This window comes from Myxococcales bacterium (assembly GCA_022184915.1).
Taxonomy (GTDB): Bacteria; Myxococcota_A; Polyangia; order Fen-1088; family Fen-1088; genus JAGTJU01.
Genome location: JAGTJU010000001.1, coordinates 321,656 through 336,260 on the forward strand (window position 1 = coordinate 321,656; position 14,605 = coordinate 336,260).

The following is a 14,605-nucleotide window of genomic DNA, read 5'->3' on the forward strand; positions in this document are numbered from 1 at the left end:
CTCAGGGTTGACCGAGCACCTTCACGAACGCGTGGCGCATGCGTGCCATGCGCTCCGCCAGCGCCGACGAGAGCGCGTCTTCGTCGGCCATCCCCAGCGTGCGCGCCAGGAGCGGCAGGTCCGCGGCACGCAGGCGATCCTCATCAGTGTCGCGGAGCAGCCGCGCGCGCAGGCTGACCCGCTGCAAAAAGCGGTAATCGTCGAGCAGGCTGGCCTCGAGGGGCAAGAGGGCTTCGCGGTGTGCGGCGGCAAGAGCCTCTTGCGGGTTCGTGGTGCGGAGGGCTTCGTGGTCGCTTCCGAAGAGCAGCTGTGCGTAGGCTGCCAAGAACTCGCCATCGGTGAGGCCGCCGGGAGACAGGCGCAGGTGCACGCCGCCCCCCGGAGCGCGCTCGTTTTCGATGCGCGCGCGCATCCGGACGAACTCGCGGCGGAGCGAGGCGGACTCTACGGGATGGCCGTAGACGATGGCAGCAAGCTTGGGGGCGAAGCTGTTGCTGACGGTGTCGGTGGGCAGGTGCAGGGTCAGCAAGGGGCGGGCCCGCAGCAGCGCCGCCCGCTCCCACAGCGCTGCCTGCGCGAGGTGATAGGCGGAGAAGGCCTCGTACGATGTGACCAGCAGTCCCTGCGCACCCGAAGGCCGTAGGCGGGTGTCCACCTCGTAGAGCTTGCCCTCATCCATCCAGGCGCCGAGGGCGCTCAGCAAGCGCTGCGCGAGCCGCGCGAACCACTCCCCGTAATCCACGCCCGCGCCGGTGGTGCCCGGGCGCGCGTAGAGAAACACGAGGTCGAGATCGGAGCCGTAGCGCATCTCGCGCGCCCCCACGCTGCCAAGCCCGAGCACGGTCAGCTCGGCGTCGGGCATACCCCGCCGTGGGACCATGCCGGCCACGACCTGGCGCACACAACGCAAGAGGCAGGCTTCGGCGACAGCCACCAGCTGCTCCGAGACCTCGGCGGGCGCCAGGGTTCCGGCCACGTCGTGCAGGCCCACGCGCAAAAGATGCTCCGTTTTGAAGCGACGCATCTCTCGCAAGGCTTCTTCATCATCGAGCCCCCGCACCCGTTCGTCGAGCTGCGCGGCGAAGGTGTGCAGGGCGGGCCGTGGCGCCCCCAGGCCCAGCAGCAAGGGCTCCCAGCGGGCGGGGTGGGTCACGAGGTAGCGGGACAGGCGATCGCTCGTGCCGAACAAGCTTGCCAACATGCGCAGCAGCTGCGGGTGATCGGCCAGCAAGGTGAACACGCCGGGAGAGCCTCCCGTGGCCAGGTCGCGGAAGCGGGCCAGCGCGCGATCGGGATCGGGGGCCTGACAGGCTTCCTGCAGCCAGGCCGGGGGCATGCGGGTGCGGGCCTGTTCGAGGGCGCGTGCGGCCCCCTCCGTGTCTCGAAAACCCGCGGCGCGCAGCTCGGCGTGCACCGCAGGGGCATCCCGGGCGGAATCGAAGAGCCGCAGCACCCAGGCGGGCGGTGCGCCTTCGGGCTCCCCCAGGGTCTCGGCGATGGCGCTCACCGCGCGGCGATCGCGCGCGAGGGCCTGATGGAAGCTGGAGATGTTCGGGTAGCCCAATCTGCGGGCCAGCCGGGCTTGTCCTTCTTCCGCGGGAAGCGCGTGGGTTTGCGCGCCATGCTCCAGCTGCACCCTGTGTTCGATGCGGCGGTAGCGCTGGTACGCCGCGGACAGCGTGCGTTGCTCCTGATCGCTGAGCAGCCCCGCCACCCACAGCTTGCGCAGCGCTGGCAAGGTGCTGCGCTCGCGCAGATCCGGACGCTGCCCGCCGTGGATGAGGGCCAGCAGTTGGGCCACCAGCTCCACATCGCGAATGCCGCCCGTACCCAGCTTCACGTCGAAGGAGCCGCGGTCGGCGTCCTCGCGAAACAGTCGGCGCAGGGCCCGAACGTCGTCGATGGCCGAGGGGCCGAGCGTGCGCGGGTACACGAAAGGTTCGAGCATCTCGACCAGGCGCCACCCGAGCGCGTGGTTGCCTCCCGAGGGGCGCGCGCGCAGCAGGGCTTGGCGCTCCCAGGTGCGACCAAAGGTCTCGTAGTAGCGCTCCGCTGCCCAATACGAATTGCAGAGGGGACCGCTTCGGCCCTCGGGACGCAGGCGCAGATCCACGCGGAACACAAATCCATCATCGGAGCTCTGCGAGATCGCCCGGGTTATGCCCTGGGAGAGCTTCGTGTAGTACTCGTGCAGGCTGAGGCGCCCCGCCTGGCCTTCGTCCGTCGAGTAGAAGTAACAGAGGTCGACGTCGGACGAGAAGTTGAGCTCGTGGCCGCCCAGCTTGCCGAGGCCCAGCACGACGAATCCCGGGGGCCCTTCGGGCGAGGTGGGCTCGCCATAGCCGGCTTTCAGTTGATCATCCCAAAACCGTGCCGCAGCGTCGAGGCAGGCATCCGCCAGGGCCGACAGCTCACGGGCCACCACCATCGTGCTGCCCCCTCCGATCTCGCGGGCCCCGAGCCTCAACATCTCCCTGCGGGCGAAGCGCCGCAGGCGCAGGTGAAGCTCGGCCGTGTCCTTCGTGCCCGCGAGGGCCACCGTGAGTTCGTGCGCCATCTGGGCGTCGGACTTCTCCTGGCCAAGGAAGGGATCGCGTGCGAGCGCCGCGAACCAGGGCGGCTGGGACAGCACGATGTCGGAGAGGTACGAGCCGCTCGAAAACAGGGCGACGAGCAACTGCTCCCCCTCCGGCGTGAGCGGCATGGGCCCCCCCTCATCGAAGTACCGGGCCAGGCGCGGGCCCGCCCCTTGGGGATCGGGCCCCGCCGCCACGAGTGCGTCGAGCCGGTGCCGCACGTCAGGGCGCTGGTTTCACGAAGCGCAGCGTGAACCTGTCGCTCTCGCCGATGGCGGCGTATTTGTCACGGTTCTCTTCACCGAGCGCGAAGTTCGGGGGCAACGTCCACACGCCCTTTGGGTGATCCTTGGTGTCGAGAGGGTTGGCGTTGAGCTCGGACTTTTCGGCCAATACGAAACCCGCGCTCTTCACGAGCTCGATGGCCTGGGCCTCGGAGACGTACCCGCCCGCCGGCTCGGTGTCGGGCGGGCCGCGGTGGCCGACGAGGCCGAAGGTGCCCCCGGGCTTGAGCACCTCGTAAATTTCGCGGAGGACCGTGTCGGCCACGTTGGCCCCCATCCAGTTGTGCAGGCTGCGGAAGGCAAGCACCATGTCGACCGAGTGGGGGCTACCGAACGACAGCGTCTTCGGGTCGATGATGACCTTGCCCACTTTGTCGTAAACTTGGGGGTGGGCCGCGAAAAGGGCGTCGAGCTCCTTGGCCCGCTTGACCTGATAGTCCTCGGGATCGCCGTTGGGGTCCGCGCTCGTCACGAGCAGCTTGCCGTTGTCACGCAGCACGGGCGCCAGGATCTCCGTGTACCACCCGCCGCCCGGCCAGAGCTCCAGCACGGTGAAATCGTCCTGCAGGCCGAAGAAGGCCAGCGTGGGGGCTGGGTGGCGGTACTTGTCGCGCGCTTTGTTTTCCGCCGCGCGATGGGCCCCGGACAGGGCTGCCAACGCTTTTTCGTTGGCCCGCTGGGTGGGGGAGGGCGCGTCGAGGAGCTTTTGCTCGTCGGCCGAAGGGGCGCTGGCCGTGGCACAGGCCGAAAGCCCGATGAACAAGGCGGCCAGCGCGAGGCCAGGTCCGCCGGGACACTGAGAGGATCTCGTAAAGGTGTTTGCCGTGGTCATGGTGCCGGGACTATACCCGGCCGGGCGGCATGCGCCTATTCGGGCTCGATGCGGGCCAGCACCACGGTGGTGTTGTCCAGCCCGCCGTTTTGGTTCGCCGCGCGGATCAAGCCGTCGCAGAGCCTGTCGAGATCGGTTTCGCTCGCCACCATCTCGGCCAGATCGGGGTCAGGCACCATGCCCGAAAGTCCGTCCGAACAAAGGAGGTACACGTCACCGAGGCGGGGTTGTTCGACGATCACGTCGACCTGCACCGTGCTCTTCATGCCGAGCGCGCGCACGATCACGTTCTTGTGCGGGAACGCGGCGATCTCCTCCGCCGTCAGGTGCTTCATCTTGATGTAGTCGTTGAGCAACGAATGGTCTTCGGTGAGCTGATCGAAAAGCCCTTCGCGAAGCCGGTACACGCGGCTGTCGCCCACGTGGCCGATCACCAACGCATCGTCGAGGAAGTAGCAGGACACCACCGTGGTGCCCATGCCCCTGCACTTCGGGTTCGAGGTCGATTCTTCGTGGATACGCAGGTTCGCCAGCTTCACCGCGGTGACCATGCGGTTGATGTTTTGGCGGTTTCCTCGGTCGACTTTGTACGGCCAGGTCAGATCGGGCTCGACCTCCGTCTCGCGGAAGAAGGTCGAGATGGTCTCGACGGCCATGCGGCTCGCGATCTCGCCCGAGGCGTGCCCCCCCATGCCATCGGCCACGACGCACAAGCGTTCGAATTGAGGCAGGTAGTAACTGTCCTCGTTGTGCTCTCGCTTGAGGCCCACGTTGGTGTCCCCTGCGAAGCGGACGCGCATGCCGTCGAGGGGGAAGGACGTGCTCATGGATTCCTGGCCTTCATGTCCGAACTCTCATGCTACCGCCCCGGGGCGGGTTTCGGCAAATCCCGAAGCTCCCATCAGCCGGGCCTCACCAGGCGCAGCACGGGGCCAATGCGCAGATCGAGTGGCCCTTGGCTACGGTACATGTCGCCGTCGATCGTGTAGGGCATGCCTGGTCGATCAGGCTCGAGCCGCACCCACGTGGCCAGGCGCGAATCGGCCCGGCTGGCGGCGATGCCCTGGCCGAACTGCACGGGGAGCAGATCCGCCAAGAGCGCCACGGGATCGGCCTTGATCACGACCACGTTGAAGCGGTCGGGATCTTCGTCGGCCCGGTGGTTCAACTTGAAGCCCAGGCCCACCTCGCGCACCGTGGCCGCCGAAATAGCCGTGAAGCGAAGGCCCGGTAAGGCTTCGCCTTCGATGAGGACGCGGCCCGAAAAGGGGGCGAGCGCACGCGCCCCGTAGGCCCCGCCCGCGAGCTTCGACGACACCGCCCGCATCCCCACCCAGAGGGCGCGCGCTGCGCCATACGAGCTGGTGGCGTAGTACTCCTCGAGGAACGCAGCCACCACGCCGTTGCCGAACACGAATCCGTATTGCGCGCCGACCTGGAGGCACCTCCGCGTGAGCACACGGGGGGCGTGGCCGGCGCGGATGTGGCTCGCCAACTGGCTCATGAAGGCCACCGGCGCCGCCGTGAGACCCAATGAGCGGGGCACCACGTTCATCGTGCCCCCTGTGAGCAGCGCCAGGGGGGGCAGGGGCGTGTCGCCGAAGGCAGGGATGAGCCGCGTCAGGACGTTGTGAACGGTCCCATCTCCGCCGTGAATCGCGATCACCGCAGGAGGCTTTTGGGCCAGTTGGGCCGCCACGTCGGTGAGCGCATCGAGCGAAGGCGGGCTCAGCACCTGCCCGGTCTCGCCCATGGCCCGCGCCAGGGCGTGAATGCCCGCAGGGTTGCGGCGGTTTGCGCGTGAACGCGGGTTGATGAACAGGGCGATGCCCACGGGCGCAATGTAAACCCGCACGCGGCAGCCGCCGCAAGTATTGAGCCTTCGTGATTGCGCCGACGGGTCTTGGTGGGGGGACCGCCCCGGCCGCTGCCCTCGAACGGCCCGAGGCGTGGTTAATGCGCAAGGTGGTTCAGCCGATGCCCCCACAGGACCCCGTGCTCCTGCCCTGTGGTGCGGACCCGACGATGGATTGCCTGGCACGTGACAGACCCCACGATCACCCCCCCCGCTGCTGAAGGCCGCCTGTCCGACCGGCCTTTGCCGCGTCTCGTTCAGCAGCTTTACCGCAAACGCGTAACGGGCCGTTTGGTGGTGCTCGACGAGGCGGGGGACGAAAGCGTGGTGTTCCTGCGCGAGGGATCGGCGGTTCACATCGAGCGTCCCAACGACCTCGACCGGCTCGACCGCGTCCTCGCGGACACGGGGTTGGTGTCCGACCGCGTGCTGGCGCGGGCGGAGCAGTTGGCGATCCAAGGCCACAAGCGCCTCGGCCAGGTGTTGGTGGAAATCGGCGCACTCACGGCCGACGTCCTGGCCGATGCCATTCGCGCCCAGCTGCGCCGCAAGCTCATCCGGCTGTTTTTCCTGCGCACGGGCCGCTACGAGGTGTATCTGCACGAGCACGGCTTTGGGGCCGACGACGAGCTTGCACGCATCCGCCTCGATCCGCGCAGCTTGATCTACCCCGGAATCCGCACCGCCTATGATGACGTGCGCCTGATAGACGAGCTCAAGCCCCTCACCGGGTTTGCCTTCCGCCTGGTGGCGCTGCCGGCCGGCTTCCTCGAAGCCATGGGCATACCGCAGGGCGAGGCCATCGTGAGGGCGCTCGAAGAGCGGCCCTTGCAGCTCGAAGACATTCCCCGCACCGGCCCGAAGCCCTCCGAGTCTCGGTCGGCCGTGCTGGCCCTGTTGTATGCGGATCTGCTCGAAACGGAGCGCCTGCCCCAGGAGGTTCGCCGCCCGCCTCAGGCATCACCCTTACCCTCGACCGGAATGTCGCGGGTGGCGACGGCCCTGTCCCCGGTGCCCACCGCCCGCTCGCCGTCACAGCCCCAACGATTCTCCCCCCTCGTCCAGAGACCCCCCTCCGAACCCCCGCCGCCCCGGATCCGCCTGGGCTCGGGTGAGGGCGTGCCGCGCGCCATTCCCCCGGGCACCACGGGGCCCACCATGGCGGGCGACGAGCTGCGCCGCCGCATCCAGGCGCTGCTCCCCCGGCTCGAGGACATGTCTTTGTTCGAGCTCTTGGGCCTTACGGAGTCGGCCACACCCGAGCAGGTGAGTGCCGCATACATGCAAGGCGTCCGGCAGTTCCATCCCGACCGCCTCGTGGGACTCGGGCTTTCAGACCTGGTGAAGGAGGCCGAACGCATCATGGCCCGTTACGGCGAGGCCTCGTCGGTGCTCTCGGATCCCAAACGCCGCAACGAATACGTGCGCAAGCTGCGGGGCGAGCCGACCGAAGCCGAAAGCGCACGCAACATCCTCGAGGCCGAGCAGGCGTTTCGGCAGGGTGAGGTGGCGCTCAAGCGGGGCGATGTGGCCAAGGCGCTCGAGCGCTTCAACGACGCGGTCAAGCGCAACCCCGCCGAACCCGAGTACCGCGCCTATTTGGCTTGGGCCCGCTACGGCGAAAACGCTTCACGCCGGGCCCTCCTGGCCACGGACACTCTGCGCATCATTCGCGAGGCGCTGAACCACCGGCCCCACTTCGCGCGTGGGCACTACTGGATCGGCGAGATCGTGAAACAGCAAGGCGACATGGACGCGGCCGAACGCGCCTTTCGGGCGTGCCTCGAGGTCGACAAGGACTTCCTCGAGGCGGGCCGTGAGCTGCGTCTCATCGAGATGCGTCGGAGCAAGGCCAAGCCCAAGTCCGTCTCGTCTGCCGAGCCCGCGTCCCCCAAAAGCGTGGGCGGGCTTCTCAACCGCTTTTTGAAGCGGTGAGGGTCAGTCGTCCGAGGCCTCGTCGGCGTCGCCCGTGGCGTCTGCGGACTCGTTCATCAACGGGTACCAGGTCTCGAAGATGGTCGCGACCTGCTGCGCTTGCTTGACGCTCGAGACGTTGAAGTTCGACTGCTTACGGTAAGAGCCCTTGAACTTTTTAAAGCGCACGATGGCGATCTTGGGGGCCCGGAACTTGTTCGTGTTCTTGTCGAGTTCCTGAAACAGGAACATCACGGTGGCCCAGGTGCCCTTCGTCAGCACCTCTTTCGCCAGCTGCTTGCGCACAAGCACGCCCTGATCTTCGTAATCGTATGTGAGCTCGTCGAGGGTCTCGGCCATGAATCAAATCCTTTACGGGGCCCTGTTTACGTCAGGAGCTGGCCGCGGACAAGGTCATCAGGCCGAAGGACAACGTTTTCCGATCGGAATCGGAGAGCCTGATGAATTCTATGCCCATGCCCGCCTGGCCCCCAGTCGTTCGGGCCGTGCGCACCACGCGCGCGGTGGCGCGTATCGCGTGGCCGGCGAGGACGATCTCGACGTTGATGAGCTCCCCTTCCTCGAGGAGCAAGTCCGAGCACAAAAACGCGCCGCCTTCCGACAAGTCGGCGGAGTCGAAGCTCAGCTGTCCCCGCACCTTGGGGCCATCAACCGTGGAGACCGAGATGCTGAGCTCGGCCCGTCGCCGTTCGTGCCTTCGTTGATCCTTCCGCCCGCCGGAGGTCTTGCTCGTGGGCCGGCTGCTCACGGTTGCAGTTCCACCAGGGCCGAGGCCCGCGTCTCCAGCGAGAGGCGCGTGGACGTGCCGCCCAGCTGCACGGGACGACGGTTTCGCCACACGACGTCCAAAGAGACGGGCACCTGCCCGGCAGGGCCGGCCAGCCGGTACAACACATCGGCAGGAATGGTGACGTGCCCCTCGGGGCTCATCGGGCAGGCGGCCCACGTGGTGGCGCCGAAGGGCCGCAGCTCGACGAACGAGCCTTTGGGGCCCACCACCACGAGGTGGAGATCTTCCCGCGCGCTGAACTTCGTTCCCCCGCGCACCGGCGTGCCGTCGGGCGCGAGCACTTGGGGCAGAGCCGGCAAGCGCACGAGCACGTCCGGTCCGGCTTCGGACTTGAGCGTCAGGGTTTCGGGGAGCTCGACGAGGTCCTCGGGGCCTGCTTCAGCCACCACGCCGGTGACGACGGAGGCCAAATCGGGATACACACGCGGCAAGGGGCGGAGCACCTCCGAAGCCGAAAGCTCGACCGTGAAGCGCGACAGGGCTTCGAGCTCGACCCCACCGTGGGCCTCACGTAAAAGTCGAACGGTTTCATCCACTTGGCGAAGGGCACAGCGGCCGTCGGGGCCTGCCACCATCAGCGGATCCACCGCCCCGGCGACTTGGTCCGACTCGATGCCCAACACCCGTGCCTTGTAAGCCACGAGCGAGGCCGAGGGCAGGCCAGCGCTTTGGGCGTCGAGCCGCGAATCGAGGCGCACGAGCAGCTCCGATAGGGTTTGCCCCCCTTCCGTGCGGCTTCCCTCGTCGCCCGGGTCGGGCGAAGGGCGCACGCTGCCGTCGCACGCTGCGATCGCAGCGGCGGCCCAGAGGGCGAAGGCAAATCGGCGATGGGGCTGGGACCGCATGGGACGAACTCGGATGGTGAAAACGGGAGAAAACAGGCGCCGGGCGCGACGACGGGAACTGAAGGTGGGAACTATAGGGGCGAACCGGCGAGGGAGGCAAACAGTATACCGGTGCGGCTCTGCGCCCGCTACCCGCGACGCCCCTGTCGCGGGGGCCCGCGCCCTCGCCACGAAACGCGATGCGTCCATGGGCCGTGCGGCCTCCGCAAAAAGCCCGTGCGGGGGCTTGCGGAGAGGGGGCCGACCCAGGATAGAACCAGGCTGGAACCCATGTCACGCATCGATCCGGAAGAAGTGAAGCAGATCGCGGCCTTGGCGCGGCTGGCCTTGAGCGAGGCGGAAGTGTCCCGGCTGGCGCAGGAGCTCGACGGGATCCTCGACTACATCGCCACCGTCCAAAGCGTGGACACCACCGGGGTCGAGCCCTTGACCCATGCCGTGGGCTTCGGCTGCCCGCTGCGTAGCGACGAGGTGCAGCCATCTCTGTCTAACGACGAGGCTCTCGCCAACGCCCCCCGCCGCCACGATCGCTTTTTCGAGGTGCCGCGCATCGTTCCCACGTCGGGTGAAGGGCAGGGCGGCTGATGGCTTCCGAGACGCAGACCGTCGAGGCCCTCGTGGCGGGCCAATCGGTGCGGGCTCAGGCCGAGGCGGTGCGCACGGGCCGTGTGCGTGCGCGCTCCCTGGTGGACGCCTATCTCGCGCGCATCGAGCGGCTCGATCCCCAGCTTGGGACCTACCTGCGGGTGAACGGGGAAGGCGCCCGCCGCGCGGCCGAAGCGGTCGACAGCCAGGTCGCGCAGGGCCAGACGCCGGGACCGCTCGCGGGCGTGCCTCTTGGCATCAAGGACATCTTCGTCACCAAGGGCATCGAAACCACCTGCGCGTCCAAAATTCTCGCGGGCTTCGTGCCCCCCTACGAAGGCACGGCCACGAGCCGCTTGCAGGACGCGGGCGCCATCAACCTGGGCAAGCTGAACATGGACGAGTTCGCGATGGGCTCGTCGAACGAAAACAGCGCCTTCAAGCCCGTGCGCAACCCCTGGGATCCCGCGCGGGTGCCCGGCGGCTCGTCCGGGGGCTCGGCGGCGGCCGTGGCGGCGAATCTGTGTGCGGCATCCCTCGGCACCGATACGGGAGGCTCCATCCGCCAGCCGGCGGCGTTTTGCGGGGTGAGCGGCATCAAGCCCACGTACGGGCGTGTGTCGCGCTACGGTGTCATCGCGTTTGCGTCGTCCCTCGATCATCCGGGACCCTTCGGGCGGGCGGCCGTGGACGTGGCGGCGTTGCTCGAGGTGATGGCAGGCGCGGATCCCCGCGACGCCACGTCCCTGGCCGCGCCGGTGGGCGCCTACGTCGACGCCTGCGAGGCGGGTGACGTGACGGGCCTGCGCATCGGAATGCCCGCCGAGTATTTCCAGGCAGGTATGGACCCCGAGGTCGAGAGCGCCGTGCGCGCCGCCATCGATCGCTTCGGCGCCGCGGGCGCCCGGATCGTGCCCGTGTCGCTGCCCCACACGTCCTACGCGATCGCCACGTATTATCTTGTATGCACGGCCGAGGCCTCCTCGAACCTTGCCCGCTACGACGGGGTGAAGTACGGGCACAGGACCGAAACCGCCGGCTCGCTCGAAGAACTCTACGGACGCTCGCGCGACGAGGGGTTTGGCGACGAGCCCAAGCGCCGGATCGTGCTTGGCACGTACGTTCTGCGCTCGGGCTACTACGACGCCTACTACGGCCAGGCCCAGCGTGTGCGCCGCCTCATTGCGAACGACTTCGCGGCGGCGTTTGCTTCCTGCGATCTGCTCGTGACCCCCACCACCCCGATGACGGCGTTCAAACTGGGCGAAAAAACGAGTGACCCTCTCCAGATGTACCTCGCCGACATCTACACCGTGGCCCCTGCGTTGGCGGGTGTGCCCGCCCTGGCTCTGCCCTGTGGCCTTTCGTCGCAAGGCTTGCCGATTGGCATGCAGCTCATCGGTCCCACGCTGGGAGAGGCCACATTGTTCCGCGCCGCGGGCGCTTATCAAAAACTCACCGACTGGCACGAGCGGCGGGCCCCGCTCGCCGGCTGATTCACCGATGCGCTTGCCTGGACGACACACATGAGCTTGCTTGAAAGATACGAGCCCGTCATTGGCCTCGAGGTCCACGTTCAGCTCGCCACGCAGAGCAAGATCTTCTCGGGCTCTGCGGCAGCCTTTGGCATCGAGCCGAACGGCGCGACGGATCCCATCGTGCTCGGCTTGCCGGGCAGCTTGCCCGTGCTCAACAGCACGGCCGTGCACATGGCGGTGCGGCTTGGCCTGGCGGTGGGATCGCGCATCCGCCCGGTGTGCCGGTTTTCCCGCAAACACTACTTCTACCCCGATCTGCCGAAGGGGTATCAAATCTCGCAATACGACGAGCCTCTGTGTGAGGGCGGCGCCGTCCGCTTTCGGCTCGAGGGTGTGCCTCACGAGGTGCCGCTCACGCGCATCCACATGGAAGAGGACGCGGGCAAAAACATCCACGCCGAAGGGGGCGTGAGCTGGGTGGACTACAACAGGGCCGGCGTGCCCCTCTGCGAGGTGGTGAGCGATCCCGCGCTGCGCTCTGCCGACGAAGCCGCCGAGTACCTGCGCGCCTTGCGCACGCTGGTGCGGTACCTGGGTATCAGCGATGGCAACATGGAGGAGGGCTCCTTGCGCTGCGACGCCAACGTCTCGCTGCGGCCCCGGGGCGCCACCAAGCTCGGTACCAAGGCCGAGCTCAAGAACATCAACAGCTTCAAGAACGTCAAAGACGCGATCGAACACGAGATCAAGCGCCAGGCGGCGCTGCTCGATGCCGGTCAAGCGGTGGTGCAGGAGACGCGCCTTTGGGACGCCGCGCGCGGGCGCTCGCAGTCGATGCGCTCGAAAGAAGAAGCGCACGACTACCGCTATTTTCCCGAGCCCGATCTGCCGCCTTTGCACGTGGACGAGGCGTGGCAGGCGGCGGCGAAGGCCGCGCTGCCCGAGCTGCCCGAGGCGCGTTTCGAGCGCTATGTATCGGTCCTGGGTCTGACGGCTCAGGATGCCGGTGTGCTGACCTCCGAGCGTGAGATCAGCGACTACTTCGATGCGGTCGTACGTGCGGCGGGCGAGGCGCAGGGCAGCCAGAGCGGGCAGGGAAAGAAGGCGGCCAATTGGGTGTTGAACGAGGTGCTCGGCCGTGTTGATGACGTGCGCCTTCTGGCCAGCCCCGATCTGCCCATACCGCCCCAGGCGCTGGCCGAGCTGCTCGCGCTGGTCGAGGCGGGCACGCTCTCGGGCAAACTGGCCAAGGATGTGTTCGGCCGGATGTGGACGGAGCGGCGCCGCGCCTCCGACATCGTCGCGAAGGAAGCCGTGTCGCAGGTGTCCGACGAGGGCGTGCTCGAGGCGGCGTGCGCCGAGGTCGTGCAGGCGCATCCCAAAGAAGCCGAGCGTTTCCGGGGAGGAGACAAAAAGCTCATGGGCTTCTTCGTCGGGCAGGTCATGAAAGTGACCGGGGGCAAGGCAAACCCGAAGGCCGTCAACGCCATTCTCTCGCGGCTGCTATCGTAACCCTTCGCGCAGGCGAGACGGGCGGGGGGGGCGCGTGGGCAAGCTGAAGCAGGTGGTGACGGACAAGGTGAGGCAGATCAAGCGGGCCGTGGTGGGCCCGCACGGCACATCAGCACCCCCCGACCGCGGCGGTCCCTCGCCTCGGGTGCGCGCCATACCGGTTGACGAGCGCCCGGTGACGCGGGCCCAGGCCACGCGGATGCCCCGCCCGCTACCCTCGCGCGCCGCCATCGCCCGAGCCACGGCGGCGACCTCCGCAGCGTCCGGCGCGGCCCGGCTGCCCACGCCCGAGGAGCTGATCCAGAGTTTGGCCCGTCAGGGCTCCGCGTCTCGGGCCCGGCAAAGCCAGGCGTATCTCAAGAGCGATCTCACGTTCCTGGGCGTCCCCGTGCCCGCGCTCAGGGCCGAGGCCAAGCGTTTGGCCCGCTTCGAGGCCCTGGAAAGCCGACCGCGCCTTTGGGCCTTCGTGAAGTCGCTTTGGAACGAGGAGGTCCACGAGCTGCGGGCCCTGGCCGTCTTCGTGCTGGCGCTGCGGGTGGAGCGACTCGAGGCTTCGGACCTCGGCGTGCTCGAGTCGTGGCTGCGTGCGGCCCGCACCTGGGCTCTGGTGGACGAGCTGGCCGTGCACGTGGTGGGGCCGCTCGCGCATGGTAGCCCCGAGGCGATGCGCCGGCTTGCGACGTGGCGCCGCGACCCCGACTTCTGGCTCCGCCGCGCAGCGCTGCTGGCGCACCTCCTGCCCCTGCGGCAAGGCCGGGGCGACTTTGCCCTGTTCGCGACGTGGGCGGCGGCCTTGCTCGCAGACGACGAGTTCTTCATTCGCAAGGCGATAGGGTGGGTGTTGCGCGAAACCGCGAAGAAGCGCCCGGAGCTCGTGGCGGCCTTCCTGTCCGACCATCTGCCTCGCGTGTCAGGTCTCACGCTGCGCGAGGCCAGCAAATATCTGCCCGAAGCCGAGCGGAAGCGCCTGCAGCGCGAACGGGCTTCGTGAGTCCGCCCGAATCGCCTCGAACCCGCACCCGCGTTTGCTAGGGTCTAAAGTCCCCTTGCGCATCGATCTACACTGCCACTCACGTCACTCCGACGGGTCCGAGACCGTAGAGGCTCTCGCGCGCCGGATTAGAGCGCGGCAGGTGGGCCTGTTCTGCCTCACGGATCACGACACGCTGGGCGGCGCCGACGAGGTGGCTACCCACTTGCCCGAGGTCACCGTGCTGCCGGGGCTCGAACTGTCGACCGAAGCGCACCGGCGCACGGTGCACCTGCTGGTGTACGGCGTGAAGCCAGGCCCCGCCAGGGAGAGCCTCGAAGCCCGCCTCGCCGAGCTGCGGGGCTTGCGGCGCGCCCGCATCTTCGCCATCTGCGAGCGGCTCACCCACCTCGGGATCCGCCTCGACGCGCAGGCCATCCTGGACGAAGCGGGCCACGGCACGCCCGGGCGCCCCCACGTGGCGCGGGCGCTCGTGGCGGCGGGCTTTTGCACCTCGGTACGCGAGGCCTTCGAGCGTTTTCTCAACGACCGTGGGCCTGCCCATACGCCCTCACCTCGCTTGAGCGTCGAAGAGGGGCTGGGCTTGGCCACCGCGGCAGGCGCCCGGGTGGCCCTGGCGCACCCCCACCTTCTGGGCCCACCCGAGTTCGTGAAGGCGTGCTGCGTGTCCTGGAAACCTCTGGGGCTGAGCGGGCTCGAAGCGCTCTACGGCTTCTACGGCGAGCGCCAACGAGCCACGTGGGCGGGGCTTGCCCGGGAGGTGGGCTTGGTGGCCACGGCGGGTTCGGACTATCACGGCGTCTCGGTGGTGCCCGACGTGGCAAACCCCGGGGTGGACGTGACCCCGGCCGAGTTCGAGGCCCTGTGCCACTGGCTCGAGCTTCCGGCTGCCTCCCTCGCCCCGTCCTGACCGCAACCCGCC

The 14,605-nt window shown here is 68.2% G+C and carries 13 protein-coding genes; 6 read left to right on the plus strand and 7 right to left on the minus strand.

The genetic code is table 11. The annotated features are described in order from the left end of the window. Position 1: 1 nt before the first annotated feature. From glnE to KA712_01450, 4 genes are all read right to left on the minus strand, one after another. A complete protein-coding gene (glnE, locus tag KA712_01435) occupies positions 2-2,797 on the minus strand; it encodes a bifunctional [glutamate--ammonia ligase]-adenylyl-L-tyrosine phosphorylase/[glutamate--ammonia-ligase] adenylyltransferase (GenBank protein ID MCG5051598.1) in 2,796 nt (931 codons plus the stop codon). Between the two features lies 1 nt (position 2,798). Further along, positions 2,799-3,692, minus strand: coding sequence for a methyltransferase domain-containing protein (locus KA712_01440; GenBank protein MCG5051599.1), 894 nt, complete (start codon positions 3,690-3,692; stop codon positions 2,799-2,801). A gap of 35 nt (positions 3,693-3,727) precedes the next feature. Continuing rightward, the gene (locus KA712_01445) at positions 3,728-4,492 is read right to left on the minus strand and encodes a Stp1/IreP family PP2C-type Ser/Thr phosphatase (GenBank protein ID MCG5051600.1); all 765 of its coding nucleotides are present in this window, start codon (positions 4,490-4,492) and stop codon (positions 3,728-3,730) included. 101 nt (positions 4,493-4,593) lie between these two features. Next, complete coding sequence (locus tag KA712_01450) at positions 4,594-5,526, minus strand: hypothetical protein (GenBank protein ID MCG5051601.1); 933 nt, start codon at positions 5,524-5,526, stop codon at positions 4,594-4,596. 207 nt (positions 5,527-5,733) lie between these two features. Between KA712_01450 and KA712_01455 the strand changes: the two genes are divergently transcribed. Next, complete coding sequence (locus tag KA712_01455) at positions 5,734-7,482, plus strand: DnaJ domain-containing protein (GenBank protein ID MCG5051602.1); 1,749 nt, start codon at positions 5,734-5,736, stop codon at positions 7,480-7,482. 3 nt (positions 7,483-7,485) lie between these two features. Here KA712_01455 and KA712_01460 read toward each other — a convergent pair whose 3' ends face one another. The 3 genes from KA712_01460 to KA712_01470 are packed head-to-tail and all read right to left on the minus strand — an operon-like array spanning position 7,486 to position 9,117. Then, on the minus strand, positions 7,486-7,821 hold the full coding sequence (locus KA712_01460; protein ID MCG5051603.1) for a hypothetical protein: 336 nt from the start codon (positions 7,819-7,821) through the stop codon (positions 7,486-7,488). A 31-nt stretch (positions 7,822-7,852) separates the two neighbouring features. Then, positions 7,853-8,230, minus strand: a complete 378-nt coding sequence (locus KA712_01465) for a PilZ domain-containing protein (protein MCG5051604.1) — start codon at positions 8,228-8,230, stop codon at positions 7,853-7,855. Continuing rightward, positions 8,227-9,117, minus strand: coding sequence for a hypothetical protein (locus KA712_01470; GenBank protein ID MCG5051605.1), 891 nt, complete (start codon positions 9,115-9,117; stop codon positions 8,227-8,229). The genes KA712_01465 and KA712_01470 overlap by 4 nt, the downstream gene beginning before the upstream one ends. 270 nt (positions 9,118-9,387) lie before the next feature. On the opposite strand from KA712_01470, the gene gatC reads away from it, so the two are divergent. The 5 genes from gatC to KA712_01495 all read left to right on the plus strand — a co-directional run bounded on the left by gatC (position 9,388) and on the right by KA712_01495 (position 14,593). Next, positions 9,388-9,702 carry an Asp-tRNA(Asn)/Glu-tRNA(Gln) amidotransferase subunit GatC gene (gene gatC, locus KA712_01475; protein MCG5051606.1) on the plus strand — a complete coding sequence of 105 codons (315 nt, stop codon included), beginning with the start codon at positions 9,388-9,390 and terminating at the stop codon, positions 9,700-9,702. Further along, entirely contained in the window at positions 9,702-11,198 is a 1,497-nt protein-coding gene (gene gatA, locus KA712_01480; GenBank protein MCG5051607.1) for an Asp-tRNA(Asn)/Glu-tRNA(Gln) amidotransferase subunit GatA, read from the plus strand. The genes gatC and gatA overlap by 1 nt, the downstream gene beginning before the upstream one ends. A gap of 30 nt (positions 11,199-11,228) precedes the next feature. Then, a complete protein-coding gene (gene gatB, locus KA712_01485; GenBank protein MCG5051608.1) occupies positions 11,229-12,692 on the plus strand; it encodes an Asp-tRNA(Asn)/Glu-tRNA(Gln) amidotransferase subunit GatB in 1,464 nt (487 codons plus the stop codon). Between the two features lie 34 nt (positions 12,693-12,726). Further along, on the plus strand, positions 12,727-13,683 hold the full coding sequence (locus KA712_01490) for a DNA alkylation repair protein (protein ID MCG5051609.1): 957 nt from the start codon (positions 12,727-12,729) through the stop codon (positions 13,681-13,683). A 142-nt stretch (positions 13,684-13,825) separates the two neighbouring features. Then, entirely contained in the window at positions 13,826-14,593 is a 768-nt protein-coding gene (locus tag KA712_01495) for a hypothetical protein (protein MCG5051610.1), read from the plus strand. Positions 14,594-14,605: the final 12 nt, after the last annotated feature.

Excerpts from the sequence above, each read along its gene's own strand:
- KA712_01460 (MCG5051603.1), bottom strand. The coding sequence starts at position 7,821 with ATGGCCGAGACCCTCGACGAGCTCACATACGATTACGAAGATCAGGGC.
- gatA (MCG5051607.1), top strand. The coding sequence starts at position 9,702 with ATGGCTTCCGAGACGCAGACCGTCGAGGCCCTCGTGGCGGGCCAATCG.
- gatC (MCG5051606.1), top strand. The coding sequence starts at position 9,388 with ATGTCACGCATCGATCCGGAAGAAGTGAAGCAGATCGCGGCCTTGGCG.
- KA712_01470 (MCG5051605.1), bottom strand. The coding sequence starts at position 9,117 with ATGCGGTCCCAGCCCCATCGCCGATTTGCCTTCGCCCTCTGGGCCGCC.
- KA712_01445 (MCG5051600.1), bottom strand. The coding sequence starts at position 4,492 with ATGCGCGTCCGCTTCGCAGGGGACACCAACGTGGGCCTCAAGCGAGAG.
- KA712_01440 (MCG5051599.1), bottom strand. The coding sequence starts at position 3,692 with ATGACCACGGCAAACACCTTTACGAGATCCTCTCAGTGTCCCGGCGGA.
- gatB (MCG5051608.1), top strand. The coding sequence starts at position 11,229 with ATGAGCTTGCTTGAAAGATACGAGCCCGTCATTGGCCTCGAGGTCCAC.